Here is a 21,624-nt window from a genome sequence, read left to right as displayed (position 1 = left end):
AAAATAATTGACAAAGAACAATCTGTTGATTATGATAAGCATAATTATTCGAATATGTTGGGAATTTATCACCGGGTAAATTCTCAAGTAGGGTATTTTCCGATAAACCGCAGGTACGGCGCATAAGCGCTATAAGGTTTATCAGGGAGATACCCTTTTTTATTTTTTAGGAGGAAATCTTGATGAGTAAAGTAAGAGTACTGAATGGTCAAGTCGTTGGTCAGCTGTTGGATATGGGTAGTGTTATTAAGGTGGTAGAACAGGGCTACATTGCTAAAGAAGATGGTACAGGGATCATTTGGCCAATGATTTATAACGAGTTTGAAACTGGAAAAGCCGATATGGATATTCGATCGGGTTATTTAAAAAAGCAAGGATTATATGGAACAAAATTATTATCGTGGTTTTCATCTAATGCGGATAATAACTTGCCAGAACTGTCAGGAACAACCATGCTCTATGATGATAAAACTGGTCTTCCTAAGGGATTGGTGAATGCCGTAGCTTTGACGGGATTAAGAACTGGTGCCGCTGGAGCCGTAGGGAGTAAGTATTTGGCTAATCCAGATTCACATAATCTATTGATTGTCGGAGCAGGTAATCAAGCTGTATATCAAATTTGGGGACAACTGAATGTTATGCAACATTTAACTACTGTTAGTATTTATGATCCAATAAACAGTGATAATGCTGTCGAGCTAGCCAAAAATTTACCAGAAATTCTTAATCAAAAGATCGCAGATTCTGCAGTAACTAGCGATAATGTCGATGACTTGAAATCTAGAATTTCGAAAGTCCAATTTGTAGCAGTAAATAATATTGAAGATGCTACTAGAAATGCAGATATCATTGTAACAGTAACGCCATCTACTAAACCAATTTTGAAATCTTCATGGATTTCACCAGATACACATCTCAATACAATCGGCGCTGATATGACGGGTAAACAAGAAGTTGACGAACATATTTTTTCAAAGGCGCAAGTATTTGTCGATGATGTTGAACAGGCCACTTCGGTGGGAGAAACACAGACTGCCATCCGCCAAGGGTTAATTAAAAAAGATGATGTTACAGAGATTGGAAATTTAATACTTGCGAATAAGGACGACCACCAATTTGCAGGCATTACTATTTTTGATAGCACGGGTATTGCATTACAAGATCTCGCAACTGCAGGGTTAGCGATTCAAAGAGCTGAAAAATTAAATCTAGGTGAAAGTGTTGAGTTATAGAGGATAATAGCAATGAAAATCAAGACATTCGGTGTCGAGCAATGGATGAATGAGTATGAAACCAAAGCAAAGTATAATTTGGGTGAAACTTGTGTTTCTCCTATGTCTATCAAGGATTTATTGGATTTAGTAAATTCCACATCGGCAGAGGAAATACTGAATCAAGTTCTTAATCTACGATTAACTTATGGAGATATTGTAGGTAACGATGATTTGAGAAGAAACATCACCAAATTGTATAGAGGCCTAGATTACACTGATGTTGTCACTACACACGGGGCCATCGGTGCCAACAGTCTAGTTTTGACATCTATCGTTGAATCAGGAGATGAAGTAGTAGTAGTAAAACCTACATATCAACAGCTACAGTCTATCCCTGAGACCATTGGCGCCAAGGTAAAGACCTTAGATTTAAAATTGGGGAATAATTACTTACCAAGTATTGAACAATTGAAGTTATTAGTAAGCAATAAAACCAAGTTGATTATCTTGAATAACCCTGATAATCCTAGCGGGGCTTTGATTCCCAATGAATTACTGGCTGAAGTGATTGAAATTGCCAAAGGTGTTGATGCATATGTCCTGTGTGATGAGGTTTATCGTCATTTGAATCAAGCCGACGTATACTCTAATTCGGTAGTTGATCTCTATGACAAAGGTATTTCAACTAGTAGTATGTCAAAAGTATTCTCGATGGCAGGTCTTCGATTAGGTTGGATTGCGACTAAAGACGAAGAATTGATGAAAATCATCTTAAATCATCGGGATTACAATACTATCAGCAATGGTGTTATCGATGAATTGATTGCTAAACTTACTTTAGAGAATGCCGACTTGGTAATTAAGCGTAATCGAGAGATCGTAAAACATAATTTACAAATATTAGAAGAATGGGTCGACTCCCAAGAACATATCTCATGGGTCAAACCCCAAGCAGGAACAACGGCATTGTTGCATTATGATCTAAACATTTCAAGTGAAGAATTCTGTGATAAGTTAATGACTGAAAAAGAAGTTTTGCTAGTTCCCGGTGCATGCTTTGATATTGAGCATTCATTGAGAATTGGATATGCCTTTGAGAGTGATGAGCTTTTGAAGGGATTAAATAAAGTCAGTGATTTTATAGCAGAATTACAAAAAGGATAATAAATTATTCCAAACTAAAAAGGAGATGCCCAAGGCATCTCCTTTTGTATTAAACGGCTGGAACGAATGTAGTATAGATCAACCAAACATTTAAGATGGTTAAAACAACCGCAATCGCGTAACCGATATATTTAATGTAGTTCTTATTCGCAAATTCACCCATCAGTTTTTTGTTACTGGAGAAGGCGATCAATGGGAAAATCGAGAATGGCAATGCGACACTCAAGAATACCTGTGAGAATGTCAATAATGATTCAATCTTCGCTTCATTTCCCTTATAAATTATAGCGAAAGTGATAACTGGTAAGATCGAGAGCAAACGTGTAACCACACGTCTTGCCCAGAGTTTCATCTTCATGTGGACGAAACCTTCCATAACGATCTGACCTGACAATGTACCGGTGATAGTTGAGTTTTGACCTGAGGCTAACAGAGCCACCGCGAACAAAATACTCAAGATCGGACTAGCCACGGCACCGGCAATCTTTGGATCTTTCAAAGCATTGTATAGATCTACGAAACGACCTAAATCACTCTTTGTACCATAGAACAGTGCGGCACCCAGAAGTAATAGTAGCGTGTTAACAACAAAGGCTAAGGTTAATTGGATATTTGAGTCCCATGTTGAGAAGCGAACGGCTTGTTTAACACTCTTAGCATCGTTACGATCGTATTTTCTAGCTTGCGAAATACTCGAATGTAAGTATAAGTTATGCGGCATGACAGTCGCACCAACGATACCTAACGAAATATATAGCATACTTTGATTTTGTAGAATCACTGGGTCGGGAACGAATCCAACGACCATTTGACCCATATTAGGTTGTGCCAAAACCACTTCGTACATAAATACGGCTAAGATAACTAAGATAAGTGCGGCAACGATTGCTTCGATCTTTCTAAAGCCTAGTTTCATCAGTACTAGCAATAGTAAGACGTCGAAGGCGGTAATGATAACACCCCACAGGATCGGGATGTTAAATAGTAGTTTCAAAGCGATCGCAGAACCAATGATCTCCGCGATATCTGTCGCCATGATGGCTAATTCAGTAACGATCCAGAGAACAAAACCAACTTTTTTGGTAGTTCTATCTCTCGTTAATTGTGCCAAGTCTCGACCCGTTACAATCCCTAGTTTAGCGGCCATATATTGTAGTAACATAGCGATTAAACTAGATATCAAAATCACAGTCAAAAGTTTATATTTGAATTGAGCACCACCGGCAATTGAAGTGACCCAATTACCAGGATCCATATATCCAACGGCTACCAAAGCTCCAGGACCACTATAAGCTAGTAAAGTCTTGAAGAATCCAGCATCCTTTGGAATTTCAACGGTATCATTTATTTCTTCCAGAGAAGGACCGTTTGCATAATGAATCAGGCTCTCGTGTTGTTTATTATTTTCACTCAAGCTTGTATCCCCCTTTTCAATCCTCCAATATAGTATCATGTTACGTCATCCTTTTAAAGAGTAATAAAAAATAAATTTAGGTTGTCTTAACTTATACTTATTTATTAATATTTGATATAAATCAACGTAAAGATTTGTAAAAAAGCTTAGAGTAACCTACAATTAATTAAAAAGGGATGAGGCCGTATGGACTTAATAATAATCGTAGTAGACGTGATTTTCCTTGCCGGAGCTGCCTTTAACATTTATTGGCAGTCCCAAATAGAAATTCGTTCGATTTACAAAGTATCATCATTGATCTTTGCCACCTTTATTGGATTCTGGCTATTAGTTTCAGCAACTAATGATCTGCCATATATCATTATGGTAGCTGGATTCGTAACTCTCACCATTATGAATGGTGTCGGGGGAATCGGCGAGAAAAAAGTCGTGATGAACGGATTTTACTCGGGCGTGCTAGATTACGCTCAAATCGTTCATGTGACACTGATTCCAATCGAAGTTCCAGAGCGAAAGCCTAAAGTTGCGGTGATTTTTAATACGAATCGACCACAACAGATACAGATGAGTTTTAATACTTCTTATAAGACGGTGCAAGATTATTTGAGTAATAAGCTGTCCTCAGGTGTTCAAGTTGAGGTCGGACAAATATAAATAAGCAGTACAAAAGGCTGTATTACGGTGATTCCCGTAGTACAGCCTTTTTGGTGTAACTATATTAATATATTTGTATATAAATATATTAATTAGCACTCTTTAAGTCACGAACACAATAACCAATGTATCCAGCGATGATCAGAACTGCTGCGATACCTAACTGCCACCACATCGTGCCCAAGTCGATTTTGGCAACAGGAACGTTAGAGATGAACCCGAAAGGTGTCAATTTAGAGGCCCACTTTGGTAGATCAATCAGCTTACCGAAGTAGCCGATGAATAGTGCAAAACCTGTATATAGGTAGCCAGTGATAGCAAACTTAGGTACCCAACCAACGATGCAGGCGGATAGTCCTAATATTACCATTATCGGTGAGATATAGGCGTAGAAGCAACGTAGAAAAACTGACATCTCGACGGGGTGTTTCATCACTGAAGCACCACCCAGCTGTAAGCCCCACATACCGGCGAAGAGGGCTACGATACTGGTGAGTATCCCCAGTATCAGAGCACTAGTGAATAAGTAACTCCGACTAACGGGTTTGGAATGAATCAACTCTAAGTAACCTTTGCTCTCGCCAGTCTTTAAGTAGTTGATGATTTGAATTCCGGGGAAGAGCGCTAATACTCCGAAGACGATCATTAAGATGGCTACGAAGTGCTTGATGATCAGCACGTTTGCTTTATGGACGGCGCTAGCTCCGACGAGTTTTTCCATCGTTGGATTAGTCTTGAGGATATCACCGATCGTATTGAAGATCGATCCGTAAGTGAATCCAAGGACTAACAAGCCAATGACCCAGACGATGATCGTCGTTCGATGCAATCTCCAAAACAAACTCAGTGGACCACGTAAGAAAGCAGAAGCCTTGGCCCGCCCCGGTCTAGTGGCGATGATACCGGAACCGATATCACGATGATCGTTGACCCATAGAGCTGCCACGGAAAGAATAAGCGATAATCCTAACATCAAGAAGACGGGAAGCCAATTGTTATCTTGATAAGTCGAGAATTTTTCTACCCAACCGAAAGGCACGAACCAAGTCGCCTTCGGATTAGAAACGTCGGTCGACATTCTAGCGATATACATGATACCGAAGACGGTATATGAGAGAATCGTTGCGGAACGTGAGTTGTCGACTAATTGTGCTAAGAAGGCCGCCATAGCGGCGAACATGAACCCAACGGCACCGAGACCCAATCCGAGTAGGAAGTTACCATTAGTATCTGTACCAGTTAAGTTAGCTAACTGTAATCCAAGGCTATAGAACAAACCGATAATAAGATTGATGATGAATAGTTCGATCAAAGAAGAAGCTAGATTGGACAACTTTCCAACCGGATGTGATTGAATTATTTCGAGCAATCCGGAGTCTTCTTCACCACGAGTATTCTTGATGATGATCGAGAAGTTCATAACTGCAGCGATGATCGCCATGAAGATGGTCATCTCACCTGCAAAAACGTCGGCTGAAGTGTATGGAGCGCTGCCCGATAGCTTACCAAACAGTGAAACCATCGAGGGTGATTTTAAAGTTTTGACGATTTCGTCAATTGACGATTGTGTCCCATAGATCGAAGTGAACTTAGCAGCAACTGATGCGAACATTACAACCATGATCACTGACCAGAGGGTGAGTTTGAGCCAGTCTCGCTTCAAACTAAAACGGGTCAAAAACCAAGTTTGATGAAAATTACGATTTTCCATAATTATTATCTCCCTTCGTTTGTGCTGTAATATCTCATGAACAAGTCTTCCAAAGTTGGTGGGGTCGATTGTAGTGAGACTACTTGCTTGGAAGCTAAATATTCCATGATGTAACCAATTTGGTCGGAGTCAACGGAAAAGGTAGTTAGCCCATTGGCTCCGACAGTCACGTTGTAGACACCATGCATGGCTTGTAATTCCGGTGCCGGCTGCATAGCCTGGAACTGAATCACAGTTCTCGTCAAATGACGCATGTCAGACAGGGAGCCAGTCTCAACAATCTGGCCGTTACGAATGATCCCGATTCGATCACACATTTTTTCCACTTCCGATAAGATATGACTGGATAGGAGGACGGCTTTACCTTCTTTTTTTAATTCCATGACGGACTGTTGAAATATTTCTTCATTGAGTGGATCAAGTCCAGAAGTCGGTTCGTCAAAAATATAAAAATCCGCATTAGTTGAGAAAGCGGCGATCAGTGCGACCTTTTGGCGATTACCCTTGGAATAAGTCCGAGCTTTTTTTGTTGGGTCCAATTGGAATCGTTTGATCATCGCATCAGTCTTGCGATTATGTTTAGTGTTGCCTAGTTTTAAGAAGAGGTCGATTATCTCGCCGCCAGTGAGGTTGGGCCACAGATAGACATCTCCCGGGACATATGCAATGTGCTTGTGGATTGCAACCGAGTCTTTGTAGACATCCTTGCCAAAGATCGTAGCTGTACCACCACTGGCGCGCAGTATCCCCAATAGCGTTCTGATAGTAGTGGATTTACCGGCACCATTCGGACCGATGAATCCGAAGACTTCCCCCGGGTAAACATCGAAAGTTACGTTTTTAAGTGCTTGTACTTTACCAAAATTTTTTTGTAGATGATCAATATGTAATATGGCGTTATTATTTTGTCGCATCATATTATCCCCTTTGTACGAATCCCAAATTTATGAGCAATAAACTTGAATTATCACTAATAAAATGAAATATTTTTATTGAATAGTTCACTTATCAAGATGTATATTAAGTGTACCGGTAACGAGTGTCAACCTTAAAATATTGCTAAGATGAACTATCTATCGTATTAAAAATAATTATATTGATATATCAATAACAAAAGTGAAATATCAGTCAAAAATATTTTTGGAGGAAATTATGGCGACCAACCAAAAACGTAAAGAAAAGAAAAAATTAGAGATATTGAATGCCGCAACCAAGGTTTTTATTACCAATGGATACAAAAATACCTCCATCGCAGAGATTGCGAAGGAGGCACATTCATCACAAGTGACCTTGTACAAGTATTTTCCTAGTAAGATCGAACTGGCGCGTGAAGTTACTATCAAGATGATCATTGACGGGTACGCTAGTTATGATCGAGAGCTGAGTAAGACTAATTTGAGTTTCAAGGAAAAAGTTCAGGCGATTCTTGATTTTGGTAGTGACTCTGTCAATACGGTCAATCCTGACTTCATGAACTTTATGATCGATGAATTCCAAGCTACTAATGGTGACGATCGGGTGATGAAAGTTTACGACCAAGGTAAGGATGGCTTTTGGAGCAAAATATTGAAGCAGGGTCGTGACGAAGGGATGATCAGTGATGATATTCAAGATGAAGTTGTCATGCTCTATCTCGATATGATCCTTTCTTATTTCATGAATCCTGTGACATCCCGGAATAGCAAGGAAGTCGTGACTAAGAAATACTCTAACGGCCTAGCGCGCGTCTTTTTTTACGGAATTATGGGCAAGTGATTGTGGTAGCTTCAAGCGGTAATTGTCGAAGAAGTCACTTTTCAACTTGCCAAACTCATCAATCAAGGCGTGGAACTCGCCAGCTTCGTCAGGCGTGAAATCAAATTCGGCTTCGACGGAGTTTTTTAGTTGCATATAAGTTGGTTTGTCGGTAAACGCATGTAGAACTTTGAACAGACGGATACAATAGTTGTCAGCTACAAAGGTAGAACGATGGAAGTAATATAGTAGCAATACGTCAGCGGTCTCATTACCAACACCTTTAAGACTTAGTAATTTTTTGCGTAATGCAGGTGTGGGAAGAGCCTCCCACTGGTCGAAGTCGTCACGATAAGCAGTCAATAAGGCTCTGATGTAGATTGACTTATTTTTGTAGAATCCACTCGGTTGAATCAGTTCTTGTAGATCATTCAGTGATAGGGCGAGTAATCTATTCAAGTCAAAGTCAGTGGCTTGCTTCAGATTAGCGAGTGAACGGTCGGCATTTTTCCAATTAGTATTTTGAATCAAGATCATCCCGATCAGCATCTCTTCTGTACTACTAGTAGGCCACCAATTCTGGCGACCGAGCTGCTGGTTCAAGAGTTGGAATAATTCTCTAATAGTTATCTCTTTGTACAAAATTTTCCCCTCCAAGACATCCATTATCTACCAAAACTATTAAAATGTCTTAAATTGTTTCACGGGGAACGTTATAACGCCAAAAAAATAAACCTAGAAATTTTCTAAGTTTATTTTTTTTGGAGCTATTCAGAACGTAAAGCCGTTGCGGCATCTTTTTTCGCAGCCATTTTAGCTGGGATATGTCCACCGATAACGGTCAAGACGGTACTGACGATGATCAAGGTGATAGCATGGACGGGATTCAACTGAGCAACGTTAGTCAAATCAGTCATGCTCTTCAAAATTGCATTAATCGGGAAGGTAGCTAGATAGGCGATCACTACACCTAGCAATCCAGATGCGACACCTAAGATGGTCGTCTCAGCATCGAACACGCGGGTGATATCTTTCTTTCTAGCACCGAGAGCCTTGAGGATACCGATTTCTTTGGTACGTTCAAGCACTGACGTGTAAGTGATGATGGAGATCATGATCATACTTGTTACTAATGAGATTCCCGCAAAGGCAATCAAGACGTAAGTGATCGCGTCCATCAATCCACCAGTCAAGTCGGAAACTTGGCCAGCCATATCAGTATAGATAACTTTGTCGGTTTTCTTCTTGCCTTTGTTGTACTTATCTAAGTAATCTAGGACCTTATCCTTATTCTTGAAAGTATTAGGATAGATCATGATACTTGAAGGAGTCGTTGAACCACCTAAGTAGCTGACAAGATTGGCTTTAGTAGCGGCGTCTGCAATATTGGCACCAGTCAAGACGTTGTCGTTACTGCTCTTTTGAGCTTTGACGATGTCAGAATCTTGATTAGCTTGAATGATATTCTTAGTTAATTGGTCACTATATGCAATCCCTGAAGCCAAGATATTGTTTGATGACTTGGATTTGACGCGGAGGATACCGGAGATCTTCAGAGTTGTATTGGAACTATTGTTGTATAGTTCGTCACTGGCAGCATTGGGCAAGAACGTGCCAGTTTCTAGTTTTTTATAGTAGGTATTATTATTGACTACCTTGACTTCTTTGCCCACCAGTTGGTCGAAGTTTAATTTTTGACCATCTTTGACTGAGATTCCTAAGTTCTTCAAAGCGTTGATATTGGTAGAATTATCGCTATCAACTAGTAGGACGATATCGTTGGCGCTAGTTGGCATAGAGCCGGAAACAACTTTGTAGTGCTTCTTTAAGAATGACTGGCCACTTTTTCCACCAGGATAGACCGAACCACCGATACCAGTTGAAGTTGCCATAGCATTAGTCATGGCGCTGGCAGAATTATTACTGTCAGTGTTAGAGAAAGTAACGTTTTTGATCTTTCCATTAACATTACTCAATAGATTCATCCCCGTTGAGTAAGTATAAGTAACAGTCTTACTCAATTCTGGGTCGATGTTGTCAATATAGTTCATGTATTTCTTGTTGATCTTGTTGACGTGAGTTGATTTATCCGCCTGACTCAGCTTAGCAGTGACTTTAGTCTTCTTAGACTTGGTCATCTTACTGTCATCAGTCGGTGGCCCCGATTGAGTCGAGGCAACTTGTGAGATGGTGATAGGGAATTGTGCCAAGGTATTTGACTGTGTTTTGTCGATCTGCTTTTGGAAGCCGGATGATAAGGCCAAGACGATGGCGATACTGATGATACCAATACTTGAGGCAAAGGCGGTCAAGAAAGTTCTGGCCTTTTTAGTCTTGATATTAGTGTAAGACAGCTTCAACGCAGTCCAAAAAGTCATCTTGGTCTTTTTGAGTTCAAACTTGTCTTTGTTTTCATCTTCAGCATAAGGGTTAGAGTCATCTTTGATCTTACCGTCAGCGAAGTTGATAATACGGTCAGCGTATTCAGCGGCTAAGTCAGGGTTGTGTGTAACCATGATTACTAGTCGTTCTTTTGAAAGCTCCTTGATAAGCTCCATGATTTGAACACTGGTTTCAGTATCTAAAGCGCCAGTTGGCTCATCACAGAGTAGGATCTCAGGATCATTGGCGATCGCACGAGCGATAGCCACACGTTGCATCTGACCACCAGAGAGTTGATTAGGCTTCTTATTCATGTGTGGACCTAATCCAACCCGTTTCAGTGCTTGAATAGCCTTTTCTTTTTTGACTTCACTGGGCACGCCACTGAGAGTCATTCCCATTTCCACATTATCAATGATGCTAAGGTGTCCGATGATGTTGTAGCTTTGGAAAATAAAACCAACCGAGTTGTTACGGTAGGCATCCCAGTCGGACTCTGAGAAATCCTTAGTTGATTTACCCTTAATGATCAAGTCACCAGAATCATAAATATCTAAGCCACCGATTCCGTTAAGCATTGTGGTCTTACCTGAACCACTGGGTCCCAGTATGGCAACGAATTCTTTGGGGCGAAATGACACGGATACGTCATCTAAAGCCTTGGTTACAGAATCACCGACATAAAAATACTTTTTAATGTGTTTTAATTCCAGCATTGTATTAATCCTTTTATTTAGATTTTGTAATGTTAAATAATCAATTCTTTGTTAGAATGTCATTATTGCAACACCATGTTTCATATAATAAAAACTTTAAATAAATATAGCAACCGTCAGTTTTTTTCAAAATGTTGTGAATACGACACTTGCTAGTATTCTGTTGTATTGAAAGGATAGCATATTATGGTAGGAATCAAAAATAATCGGCGTGCCCGTTATACCCGCAAGGTAATACAAAATGCGGTGTTATCGTTGTTGGAGAATAAATTTATTAATGATATTAAAATAACCGAAGTATGTAAATTGGCAGATATTAATCGTACAACTTTTTATCGATATTATGATGACGTATATGATTGTGTTGACAATATCGAATTAGAATTCATCGAATCTCTAGGGCCAATTGATGATTTGACACCAGTCGAGGGGTTCCAAAAATTACTAGGGGCTTTTCGGGAACAACAACTACTCAGCAATTTGGTTTTCGTTGAAGGCAAGACCAAGTTGATCGACAAGATACATGAACTGATCGAGAGTGGATCACCTGATAAGCCCGATATGAGAGCCTTTGGACAGTATCAAGAAGCCTATTTGATGGCAGGGATGTTAGCAATCATGAAGCAGTGGGTCAAGGGTGGCATGAAAGAAACTCCGGAAGAACTCTCAAAAATAATTATTCAGGTGACCTTTGCGGATAATATTCAAGAGATACGAAAACAGATAGAAAATTGATTATGGATACGTTTACGTAAGTGGTATTGCTTATTTTCTGAAAATATTTATGGTAACATTTTTATTAGTTAATTAATACGACTTATGGGGAGGACGTATATATGCGAGAAATTTTATTTGTGTCGGGTTCGTTATTAGTGTTGATGATCGAAAAATATGCCCTAGCCAACAATGCGATCGGCTGGTTAGGTGCCGTCGTGCCAATAGTGTCGATTATTTTTATTATTTGGCTACTAGTTACTAAACAGCTGAACTTTGATCTGTTGGATGTATTGGTTTCAATCTTATACATATCACTGAATTTTATTTTTTGGAGCCAAGGTAATGACTTGTATCATCGCAGAACGATCAAAAAAATATCTGAAGAAACCACTTCTAGGTCGAGTATTTAGAAGTGGTTTTTTTGAGTTTAAATAGTGGCAATTATCAAATAAAGGTTACATAATAGATGTGGATTTAGAGTTCCATGTCTCTAAATCTAATCGAACAAGTGGTTCGATTAATAGTCCTTAATTTATAACCTTCCCCCTGTGACTTACATTGCATCAGTGTTTAGAGGCGCTGGTTATGTAAATAATGAAAAAGTACATTTATTTTCAGCGATAGAGTATACTTTCAGTGTAGTATACTCTATTGTTTTGGAGGTAGGGGACTGCAAACGTAAAAATAGAACAATGCATAACAATATAATATAATGAGGATTCAATAATTTAGTGGGAGGTATCCTCATTCTCAAGCCAAACAACCCAGATTTATCCCCTCAAGAAGAAATGACGCAAGACTTGATCGGTATCATTCACGTTTTCAGTTGCCGTATCTACGAATTAAATAAATATAAAAAATAAAATTGAGAACGACAAAAAGCTGAAATAGTTCCGTAATTCAACTAGAGGTGGTGAATCGAATGATCAAGACACACAAAATCAAGATCTATCCAAATTCCACGATGAGAAAAATCTTGAATGACTTGTTCAATTATCGGCGATACTGCTATAACCAAGCTTTAGAAACATGGAACGCAATGTACGATGAATCTACTGTTCTTGGTGATAAGTCGTTACGTCCTAGTGAGCGCAAAGTTCGGGACGAACTCGTGAATGATAAGCAAGATTGGCAATGCCTTCGATCCGCGCGAGTCCTACAACTAGCTGTGAATGATTTAGCCAAAGGTTGGAAGAACTATTTCAACCCCAAGATGCCAAACCATGCTAGACCGCTCTTCAAGTCGAAAAAACGTTCAAAGCAAGTATTCAAGACTGACCGCGCAAAAGTGATTGATGGTCGCTTACGACTTGATAAGCCACGCGGTACCAGCACTTGGTATGGCATTAAACTGGCTGAAGTCCCACGCTGGCAAGGCGAAATTAAGCTCGTTACCGTGGTAGAAGAAGCGGATGGGTATTATGCCTGTTTGTCCATTGATGTAGCGGATGACATCGTAGAAAAGCATGGTAACGAAGTTACCGGCGTTGACGCTAATATCGCCCGGTTTAACTATAAAGATGCCAACGGCTATCAAGTAGTCAACACGCTAACGGAACGTATGCTTAGACTGTACCAGCGTATTACCGCCTACCAGCGGTTGTTAGCCCGTAAACGTTTGGCAAATCCGACGAATTTTCGGTCAAATAATTATCGCGCAATGAGAGCCAAGTTGCAGCGGGATTATCAAAAAATTTGCAGGATACAAGAGGATCTGCTCAAAAAGTTTGTGGCGAAGTTGGTTGCGGAAAATGATGTGATCGCCATCGAAGATTTGGATAATCTACACATGCGCATGAATAAGCATCTGGCAAAGAACCTCCATCGCTCGTTGTTTGGTAAATTCAAGCAAATGATGTCATATAAATGCGAGTGGAATGGCGTGAAATTGGTTCTAGTGGATCAATTTTACCCAAGCACCCAGCGGTGTTTCCAATGTGGATACGTCAAGACGGGTGATGAAAAGATTGGCCTAAACGGCAATCAAAAGCATCACACCGGACATGACGTGTATGTGTGTTATCAATGCGGCGCAGTAATGCACCGTGATGAGAATGCGATTGAGAACTTGATTCAATACGCAAGCTAATCAATCATTCAGGGTATGGCTAATACCTTATAGTTCAAGAGTTGGTCAATGTCGCGAGGACTTATGTCTGCGTGAGAATATCAATGAAGACTGGACTAAGTGAAATGTAGAATGTAAATCAAGAAAGGGAATATATAAACCTTTATTGGTGTCAAATAGACATTCTTCCACATTTTATATAGCAGGTAATTATGTTAAACAAGCTTGAAGTGATGTTGTATGTTAGGAATGTAGATTTAATCTCGAAGTTTTTTCAAGATGCAATGGGTGCTCGGCTGATCAAAGAAACAAAGATGATTGATAGTAGTTTTGAGTTTAAGTTAAGCATACTCGACCAAGTCAATATTAATTTGTACGATATCGAATTTATTAAGGAATATTCACCGATGGTGTCATTAGAAACGCCATCACTGATGTTTGTGACGAACAACATTAGAGATCTGCATGACCAGATCGAGATGTACGCTAACACTACTAGTGAGATCGCCGTACAAGGTGACCAGTTGATATTCAATTTTTCCGATCCAGAAGATCATTACTTTGCGGTGGGTAGTTTAGTGGACGACGAGTAACATGATGAATAATATAAAAAAGCCAGTCAGATAACTGATTGGCTTTTGTTATTTGTGTACAAAGATGATATTAGTCGAAGTGGATAATTCAGCTGAAAAATTCCAGTCAGGGTGATCAAAGTTCTTGATATCATCAATATCAGTGACTTGATGTTCAGCTAGAAAACGCACCATTTCACCGCGAGCCATTTTAGCCAGCGTGGCCTTAGTCTTGATTTTTCCAGCAACGAGACTGCCAAAGGTCACATTGACAAATGGTTGTTCCGGCAATAGATAAGGTATGATCGACTTCGCATATTCCTGTGAAGCTAAGTTGATTATTGGCTCTAAGGTCGGGCTCAGTGCGTTGTACAATCGTGCGTCCCAAAAAGAATAGAGATTTTGAGATCTTCCTACTTGCAATGGGGCTTGTAATTCTAAGCGATAAGGTACCACACCGTCGAAGGGACGAAGAATACCATAAAAACCAGAAAGAATGCGCAGGTTTTTACGAACATACTCCAATGCTGGTTCGGTGAATAAGTCCGGTGCCATGTATTGATACTGGATACCGCTGAATGCCAAGAGTGCTGGTGTCAGCTGTTTGGTCAGATCTAGTTCTTGTAGCCAGCGATAGTTTGGTTCTGCCAGCTTATCACTGCAATGCCAGAGAGTCTTGAGTTCGACATAACTTAATTCCCGTAATCTAGTTAAAATCAATTGTGTTTGGTCAAGATATTGCGGTAATTTCTCGTAGTTGAAGGTATCAGTGTCAGTGACCATTTTTTTAGCGGGTGCAATAATGATTTTTATATGAAATCACTTCTTTCAAAATATTTTATTGAAAAATAAAGCCGACGATCCTGCCGTAGCAAGACGTCGGACTCTTATAAAATAGGCGATAATAATCTTGAGAAACGTTGTTTGAAGTGTAGCCAGTGTCCTTGGCTTTTGATAACTTCTGGTGTTATCAACAAACTGTCTTTCATGTCGTTTTCGAAGGCACGGGCAACTTTGTGGGCAACCTTGGAGTCATAGATGAAAGCATTGGCTTCAAAGTTCAATGAATAACTTCTGAAGTCTTGGTTCATAGAGCCAACAGTACAGATCTTATCATCAAAGACACTTGCCTTAGCATGTAAGAAACCTTTTTGATAACTGTATATTTTGATACCGTAGCTAGTTAAGAGGTTGGAATAATACTGAGTTGCACGATAGATGAAGGGGTGATCAGGCATGCAGGGGATCATGATCCGGACATCGACACCTGATCTGGCCGCAATCGTCAGCGCTGTGAACATAGGGTCATCGGGAACTAAGTAAGGTGATTGAATCCAGACGCTCTTCTTGGCACTGACGATCATATCGATGAAGCCATCCTTGAGGACTTCTTCACGCCTGTCAGGGCCATCGGTGACGATCTGGATAGGAAGGTTAGTATCGACATCAAAACGATCAGAAGGGAAGTATTTCTCTTCAAAGGAGAGGGCTTCTTCTTTTTTCTCGATCGAAGCGTTCCAATCTTGGAAGAATCGCTCCTGAAGTAATAAAGTAGCCACACCTTTGATTCGAACGTGGGTATCACGCCAATATCCGAATTTATCAGTCACATTGACGTATTGGTCACCAACATTGAAGCCACCAGTCCAACCGACACAACCATCGATAACAACGATCTTTCTGTGCAAGTGATAGTTGAGACGGGTCTTGGCGATGACATTCTTAGAAGTAATGAATTGCAATACTTCACCACCTGCGGCAACGAAGTCATTGAACCATTTTTTACGAGTACCGTTTGAACCCCATGGATCATAGAGCAAGCGGACCTCAAGACCTTCTTTAGCTTTTTGAGTCAGTAGCTCTAGGAATTGATCACCGATATCGCTCTTGATGAAGGCGTAATATTCTACGTGGACAGTTTCGGTGGCGTTACGTATGTCCTCAAACATCTTCTGGAACTTTTCTTTACCATCAAAAACTAAGTCGACTTCGTTATGACGAGTCAGTGGTGTTTCTTCAGTTTCGTTGAAGAATTTTATGATATGGGCTGCGTAGTGAGTCTGATCGTAACGATTGCGCAAGTCCTTCTCGTCATTTTGACGTTCGATGGCCTTACGTTTAGCCTCATCGGTCACTTCCATCAGCTTCAATTGGTCCAAGCCGACGTGTTTTTGATTACTGATGCTGAAGATTTTTTCCTGCGCGATTCCACGCCCAAAGAACGCATAAATCAAGAAACCGATAATTGGTAGTAGCGTCAGAACTAAGATCCACGCCCAAGTAGTAACAATATTTCTAGGTCTATGGAAGACGGTTATCAGTGCTGAGATTGTATTCAGTAATAAGATAATTAATATTAGCCATATAATCCAAACGTCAATCATTGTATAAATTCCCCTCTATTCATACTAAAGAGTTTATCTCAATTGCTAAATAAAATCTATCTTCGCGGGTAGAGAAGGTGAACAATGATGGTATTTGGAGATATAAAAAAAGTTATTCAATTTTATAATTTGAATAACTTTTTTTTGATGGAGATTATTCGCGATTGTTTCCAAAAATCAAAATCAATCTTAGTAGTTGTAAGGCGGTAGAGATCGCTGCGGCAACGTATGTCAGAGCAGCAGCTCCGAGCACTTTTTTGACCATAGGAACTTCGTTAGTCTCAAGTAAACCACCTGAGCTGAGGATCTTGATGGCACGTCCTGAAGCGTTGAATTCAACTGGTAATGTTACGACTTGGAATAAGACGACCAAAGCAAATAACCAAATACCGATCGTGATCAAGGTTTGATTCATACCTAAGAGCATACCGACAAAGATCAAAGGAATGGAAGCTTGAGAACCTAGATTAACAGCAGGCACTAGTGCCGCCCGTACGCGCATTGGGACATAACCTTTTTGATCTTGGATCGCATGTCCACATTCGTGAGCAGCTACCCCGATCGCGGCAACAGAAGTGGAACCATAAGTCGATTCCGATAAGTTCAATGTCTTGTTACCGGGATTGTAGTTATCAGTAAGATTACCCTCGATTCGATTGATCTGGATACTTTGAAGCCCTGCTTGATCAAGAATGTATCGAGCCGCTTCGGCACCAGTAGTACCGCGTTGACTGTCATATTGGTCGTATTTATTGAAATTATGTTTGACAAACCACGATGCCCACAAACTAATAACTAGACCAACGATAATTAAGATGAAAGTGGGGTCAAAACCATATCCGTAATATCCGTACATTTATTATTAACTCCTCTTTAGTTCTTTGTTAGTTATATTATATCCATTCTTTATGAAGTTTTCTTGAATAACGCTATCCAAGTTCATAAATTTTATCGTATCCAGTTTGATTTGTTCTTTGACAAAAGTTATCAAGCGTTGTCCAATCTCGTTTTTAGAATCTACGGCCAAATCACTTAGATTCACAGTGATCTCAGCCGTAGAGTTGTCGATGCTTTCCAGTGCGATCAAGCCGATGATCTTTTTAGTGGTTTTGGTCTGTAAGAACCAATAAATACCATCATTGCGCATGATTTCTTTGGCGGTATGACTGATATAGTCCGTCGTTTCAGCGATACTTAGCCCCAAGAACTCACTGGCTTCTTTCAACTTAAAATGTGTAGGGAATTCCCATAAAAAATTTTCAGTTATGAATGGTCTGTAAGATTTTAGTTTTGTCATTATTCGATTATCATACTCTTCTTAGCGCTCTTGTGTAGTTTGTTGATTAGAGGTTTCAATCTTTCAGTTAGTAACAGTCCCATTAGATAGAAGCCGATCCCAAATGCTAACAGTACGAGAATGTCTTTTGTAGCATTCGGCCAGTATATCCCACCGACTGCTTCACGAATCAGATTAACGGCGTACGTGAATGGTAAGTACGGATTAATGAACCTGAAGAAGCCACCAGATAGTACGACAGGGAAGTTACCACCAGCTCCGGAGATCGATAGAACAAGGATGATGATACCAATACCTTTACCGATCGTTCCGAAGATTTGAACCAGTGAATATAGGATCGATATGAAACAGAAACTTACCAGCATGATAAATATTATCAGGGCAACTTTTTCTTTGACATACGCATGAATGATGAAGATATTACCTAGGGCGGCGGCCAGTGACTGCAACATGTTCAATGATGCAAAAGTAAGATACCGTCCGTTATATCGCTGTCTGAAGTTGTAACGATATTTCTGGCGATCATTCAATTTGAAGTGGACCGTGAAGACACTGGATAGCAACAAGGCACCAACCCAAACACAGAGTACGAGATAGAATGGAGCACTGGCAGAACCGTAGTTCGGCACGTCATACAAGTTGTTTTGTTTTAATTTAACAGGGTTAGAGAAGAAGTCAGATTCAGTGTTGGCATCAGCCTTCATTAGTTTGATAATGGCTGACAGATCGACATCCTTTTCGCCGTCTTTGAGTAGTTTGGCGGAATGGTGAATATCCTTCTTGAGTTGTGGCCAGTCATTGACCGCAAAGTCGTTAGCGGCTGACAATGATTGTTCTAATTCCGGCGTCTTAGAATTTACCAAAGCTAAGGCCGTCGTTAATTGATTCTCGATTTCGGGCAATTGGAACTGCACGAAGAAGGTGGCCTTGGATAGTTTATTCTTCAAGTTAGGATAGTCATTGTTGTAGAAGTCATTTGCAAGATTGATACCATTGACGATCGTACCCATATTACCGTTCAGCAAGGTATTGGCGTCGTGAATCTCGTTACCAACAGCAGGCAGTTGTTTTTGGTACTTCTGCAAGTATGTCAGAGCTGTCTGCAAGATTCCCTTAGTGTTACTTAGAAGTCCGGGGATAGCCGGGATGACATTGGTATTTATCTCACCCAATGTCTTGCTGGCATCAGTTAAGAACGTCTTGATGTCTGCGATGCTGTCAGCAACAGAGTCGATGATCTTGAGGTTCTTGATCTCATTGACCTTGTCTGCTATCGTATCTGAACGATCGGAGAGGTCGGAAAGCCTAGACTGTAGTTCTTCAGTACTCAAATTGTCGAAGTTATCGATGATCGAAGTAGCCTTGTTGGACAAACTGTCATTCAAGGCTGCTAAATCATTCAAACGCTTGATCGGTGAATCGAAGATGGTAGTTTGATCATGACCGAATTGATCAGCTAACTTGTTGTAGAGACTTTGTAAGTCGGTCAAGGTAGAAGCAACTTGGCGGCTGACGGTAGCTAATTGTGTCGCATTATCAGCCATGTTTTGAATGACAGTCTTCAATTGTTCTTTTAGATCAGTATTGTTAGGGTCAGCTTGGATCTTATCGATCAGCGTGTTGATATTCGTTGCCGAAGTACTGATCTGTTTGGCTAGGTTGTAAACCATCGACAAACCAGTATCGATAGTTGATTTGATAACTGGTAAGGCATTTTGAATTTTGGGTATCAAGTTAGTGTTAGCGTTGTTGATGGCCGTTTCGGCGTCAGTACCGAGTTTTGTAACATCGGGCATGACATTTTCCACTTGATTGATGACCTTGATACCATTGTCAACTTGAGTGATACTACTATCCATCAAATTAGATATTTGACTGAAATCATTGTCGATCGTGTTGATCTGTGAACCAGCACTCTTGATTTCAGGAATCTTATTTTGCAATTTATTGACAGCAGTTCCACCTTCATCGACTAGCGGCAGGAAGTTGTTCAAGGTAACTAGCTTCTGCGCATCCGCATTCAATTCGGGGATGTAGCCGTACATGTCATTGACTTCGTCTAATTTATTATTCAAGTCAGGAATCAAAGTATTGGCAGTTTTTACTTTATCCATGATACTTTGAAGTTCATCACTATTTTCATCGGTGGTTATCAAGAGAGTCGATAATCGCCGTATCATCGGCAAGTTATTTTCAATCTCAACCCCAGATTTGTTTAGCACCGTGGCGATAGTCTTACTGATCGTACCGATGAATTCGTCAGAGATCGTATTTTGGAGAGTCGTCGCACCCGATTCAGTCAGCTTCGGCGCGACGGCATTGATCTTTTGATTAACTGAATAAACCAATGTAGGTTTCTTGATTTCGCCAGAGGCAAAACTCATAATGTCCTTTGAAAAACTCTTAGGGATGTAGATTCCGGCATAGTACTTACCAGATTTTACCCCCTGGTCCAATTGTTCTTTGGAGTCTGTGAAGACCCAGCCGAGCTTCTTGTTCTTCTTTAAATTGGCGATCAGATCTTCACCGATTTCAATTTTTTCACCTTCGAGTTTTACAGCTTGGTCATCTGAATATACAGCCACTTGTAAGTCACCAGTATTTGAATAAGGATCCCAGAGTGCCCATACGTTGAACCAACAATACAGGCATGGCAAAATTATCAAAGCCAACATTAGTAGTGTTGCTGGCGTTGATTTAAGTGTTCGCTTAATATCTATTCTGAACAATTCCCAAGATTTGATGATGTCGTCCTCCTCAACGGTTCGGTTCCTAACAAAATAAGTTAACATAAATCAACTATTAAATAAACTATTATATTAATAGATAAGAATAAATGAAATTGTTAACACGCTTAAGTATTTCAGAATCATCATGCATAAGTGAGTGTTCTGCCATGGAGCCATTTACTGGATAGTCAATGTATTCTTTAACACGTGGCTTGAGGATATAAGATATCGACTGAACCGACGTTACAGAAATATATTTATCGCTATTTGAATAGTCATCTACGTTGCCGTAAATATTCAAAACCCGTAGGTCGTCGGAGATCCTTTTGCGTCCCATAAAGATACGAAAATACGTAGGACTCATAAAGGCCGGTCGGCCGTCGGGTTTGATTCTATTGAGATTTGGGAGATCGCCTAGCCCGATGATGCCATTGAATGGGCCGGCGATGAGAACTAATTTTTTCAGTCGTGGTATGTAGGGATGTGTTTTTTCTTTTAAGTTGACTAAGACTAGTGCAACGGCACCTAGTGAGTGCCCAATCGCATCATAAGTATCAAACTGGTGCTTGGTTCTCAAGTTGAATAACAACTTGGATAGCCAATAAGAAATCAGATTACTACCGACATATTTGTTTTTAAAAACCACTTGGATAATTGGATGATCATCATCAGTCCATATCCCTTCATATGTGATTCGACCACGCCAATCAACGATGGCTTTAAGATAATCTTGCTTGTGATTAAATTTTAAAGCCGATTCGATCATTTTTTCGGTCGTAAAATCCCCACCACGGAAACCGTGAATATAAAATACCGGCCACTGTTTTTTTTTCATAAATTCACCCCAACACTAACCTATTATATAATT

At 40.1% G+C, this 21,624-nt stretch carries 19 protein-coding genes and 1 pseudogene; 9 read left to right on the top strand and 11 right to left on the bottom strand.

The window, feature by feature from the left end; translation table 11 throughout:
- The first annotated feature begins 182 nt into the window (after window positions 1–182).
- The gene (locus AC27FM_RS05430; RefSeq protein ID WP_487086540.1) at window positions 183–1,232 is read left to right on the top strand and encodes an ornithine cyclodeaminase family protein; all 1,050 of its coding nucleotides are present in this window, start codon (window positions 183–185) and stop codon (window positions 1,230–1,232) included.
- 12 nt (window positions 1,233–1,244) lie between these two features.
- The gene (locus AC27FM_RS05425; RefSeq protein ID WP_487086538.1) at window positions 1,245–2,378 is read left to right on the top strand and encodes an aminotransferase; all 1,134 of its coding nucleotides are present in this window, start codon (window positions 1,245–1,247) and stop codon (window positions 2,376–2,378) included.
- Window positions 2,379–2,427: 49 nt separating this feature from the next.
- Here AC27FM_RS05425 and AC27FM_RS05420 read toward each other — a convergent pair whose 3' ends face one another.
- Window positions 2,428–3,792 carry an Nramp family divalent metal transporter gene (locus AC27FM_RS05420; RefSeq protein WP_487086537.1) on the bottom strand — a complete coding sequence of 455 codons (1,365 nt, stop codon included), beginning with the start codon at window positions 3,790–3,792 and terminating at the stop codon, window positions 2,428–2,430.
- A 186-nt stretch (window positions 3,793–3,978) separates the two neighbouring features.
- Here AC27FM_RS05420 and AC27FM_RS05415 point away from each other — a divergent pair, with 186 nt between their 5' ends.
- Window positions 3,979–4,446 (top strand): hypothetical protein, encoded by a 468-nt coding sequence (locus AC27FM_RS05415; RefSeq protein WP_487086536.1) that lies wholly within the window; start codon window positions 3,979–3,981, stop codon window positions 4,444–4,446.
- 88 nt (window positions 4,447–4,534) lie between these two features.
- On the opposite strand, the gene AC27FM_RS05410 is transcribed toward AC27FM_RS05415, so the two are convergent.
- Together AC27FM_RS05410 and AC27FM_RS05405 are read right to left on the bottom strand one after the other, a co-directional pair.
- Window positions 4,535–6,157 (bottom strand): ABC transporter permease, encoded by a 1,623-nt coding sequence (locus AC27FM_RS05410; RefSeq protein ID WP_487086534.1) that lies wholly within the window; start codon window positions 6,155–6,157, stop codon window positions 4,535–4,537.
- Window positions 6,158–6,162: 5 nt separating this feature from the next.
- On the bottom strand, window positions 6,163–7,071 hold the full coding sequence (locus AC27FM_RS05405) for an ABC transporter ATP-binding protein (protein ID WP_487086532.1): 909 nt from the start codon (window positions 7,069–7,071) through the stop codon (window positions 6,163–6,165).
- A gap of 238 nt (window positions 7,072–7,309) precedes the next feature.
- Between AC27FM_RS05405 and AC27FM_RS05400 the strand changes: the two genes are divergently transcribed.
- The gene (locus tag AC27FM_RS05400; protein WP_487086530.1) at window positions 7,310–7,912 is read left to right on the top strand and encodes a TetR/AcrR family transcriptional regulator; all 603 of its coding nucleotides are present in this window, start codon (window positions 7,310–7,312) and stop codon (window positions 7,910–7,912) included.
- Here the strand turns inward: AC27FM_RS05400 and AC27FM_RS05395 are convergent.
- Entirely contained in the window at window positions 7,874–8,533 is a 660-nt protein-coding gene (locus tag AC27FM_RS05395; RefSeq protein WP_487086528.1) for an endonuclease III domain-containing protein, read from the bottom strand. The two genes, AC27FM_RS05400 and AC27FM_RS05395, sit on opposite strands and share 39 nt — an antisense overlap.
- Before the next feature lie 125 nt (window positions 8,534–8,658).
- Window positions 8,659–10,989, bottom strand: a complete 2,331-nt coding sequence (locus tag AC27FM_RS05390) for an ABC transporter ATP-binding protein/permease (RefSeq protein WP_487086526.1) — start codon at window positions 10,987–10,989, stop codon at window positions 8,659–8,661.
- Between the two features lie 186 nt (window positions 10,990–11,175).
- On the opposite strand from AC27FM_RS05390, the gene AC27FM_RS05385 reads away from it, so the two are divergent.
- From AC27FM_RS05385 to AC27FM_RS05365, 5 genes and pseudogenes are all read left to right on the top strand, one after another.
- A complete protein-coding gene (locus AC27FM_RS05385; RefSeq protein WP_487086525.1) occupies window positions 11,176–11,724 on the top strand; it encodes a TetR/AcrR family transcriptional regulator in 549 nt (182 codons plus the stop codon).
- Between the two features lie 101 nt (window positions 11,725–11,825).
- Complete coding sequence (locus tag AC27FM_RS05380) at window positions 11,826–12,116, top strand: hypothetical protein (protein WP_487086523.1); 291 nt, start codon at window positions 11,826–11,828, stop codon at window positions 12,114–12,116.
- Window positions 12,117–12,464: 348 nt separating this feature from the next.
- Window positions 12,465–12,597: pseudogene (locus AC27FM_RS05375) on the top strand (IS607 family transposase); the annotation flags it as partial.
- Window positions 12,598–12,628: 31 nt separating this feature from the next.
- The gene (locus tag AC27FM_RS05370) at window positions 12,629–13,795 is read left to right on the top strand and encodes an RNA-guided endonuclease InsQ/TnpB family protein (protein ID WP_487086521.1); all 1,167 of its coding nucleotides are present in this window, start codon (window positions 12,629–12,631) and stop codon (window positions 13,793–13,795) included.
- 191 nt (window positions 13,796–13,986) lie between these two features.
- The gene (locus AC27FM_RS05365; protein ID WP_487086519.1) at window positions 13,987–14,367 is read left to right on the top strand and encodes a VOC family protein; all 381 of its coding nucleotides are present in this window, start codon (window positions 13,987–13,989) and stop codon (window positions 14,365–14,367) included.
- 48 nt (window positions 14,368–14,415) lie between these two features.
- Here AC27FM_RS05365 and yaaA read toward each other — a convergent pair whose 3' ends face one another.
- The 6 genes from yaaA to AC27FM_RS05335 all read right to left on the bottom strand — a co-directional run bounded on the left by yaaA (window position 14,416) and on the right by AC27FM_RS05335 (window position 21,591).
- The gene (gene yaaA, locus AC27FM_RS05360; protein WP_487086884.1) at window positions 14,416–15,159 is read right to left on the bottom strand and encodes a peroxide stress protein YaaA; all 744 of its coding nucleotides are present in this window, start codon (window positions 15,157–15,159) and stop codon (window positions 14,416–14,418) included.
- A 74-nt stretch (window positions 15,160–15,233) separates the two neighbouring features.
- On the bottom strand, window positions 15,234–16,730 hold the full coding sequence (gene cls / locus AC27FM_RS05355) for a cardiolipin synthase (protein ID WP_487086517.1): 1,497 nt from the start codon (window positions 16,728–16,730) through the stop codon (window positions 15,234–15,236).
- Between the two features lie 154 nt (window positions 16,731–16,884).
- Window positions 16,885–17,586, bottom strand: a complete 702-nt coding sequence (locus AC27FM_RS05350) for a zinc metallopeptidase (protein ID WP_487086516.1) — start codon at window positions 17,584–17,586, stop codon at window positions 16,885–16,887.
- A 6-nt stretch (window positions 17,587–17,592) separates the two neighbouring features.
- The gene (locus tag AC27FM_RS05345; protein ID WP_487086514.1) at window positions 17,593–18,027 is read right to left on the bottom strand and encodes a hypothetical protein; all 435 of its coding nucleotides are present in this window, start codon (window positions 18,025–18,027) and stop codon (window positions 17,593–17,595) included.
- Complete coding sequence (locus AC27FM_RS05340; protein WP_487086512.1) at window positions 18,027–20,819, bottom strand: YhgE/Pip family protein; 2,793 nt, start codon at window positions 20,817–20,819, stop codon at window positions 18,027–18,029. The genes AC27FM_RS05345 and AC27FM_RS05340 overlap by 1 nt, the downstream gene beginning before the upstream one ends.
- Window positions 20,820–20,841: 22 nt before the next feature.
- Window positions 20,842–21,591, bottom strand: a complete 750-nt coding sequence (locus tag AC27FM_RS05335) for an alpha/beta hydrolase (protein ID WP_487086510.1) — start codon at window positions 21,589–21,591, stop codon at window positions 20,842–20,844.
- Window positions 21,592–21,624: the final 33 nt, after the last annotated feature.

Source organism: Companilactobacillus sp. y65-5 (genome assembly GCF_057541095.1).
The sequence above is the reverse complement of the archived record's forward strand: the minus strand, read 5'-3'. Positions and strand labels throughout refer to the sequence as shown.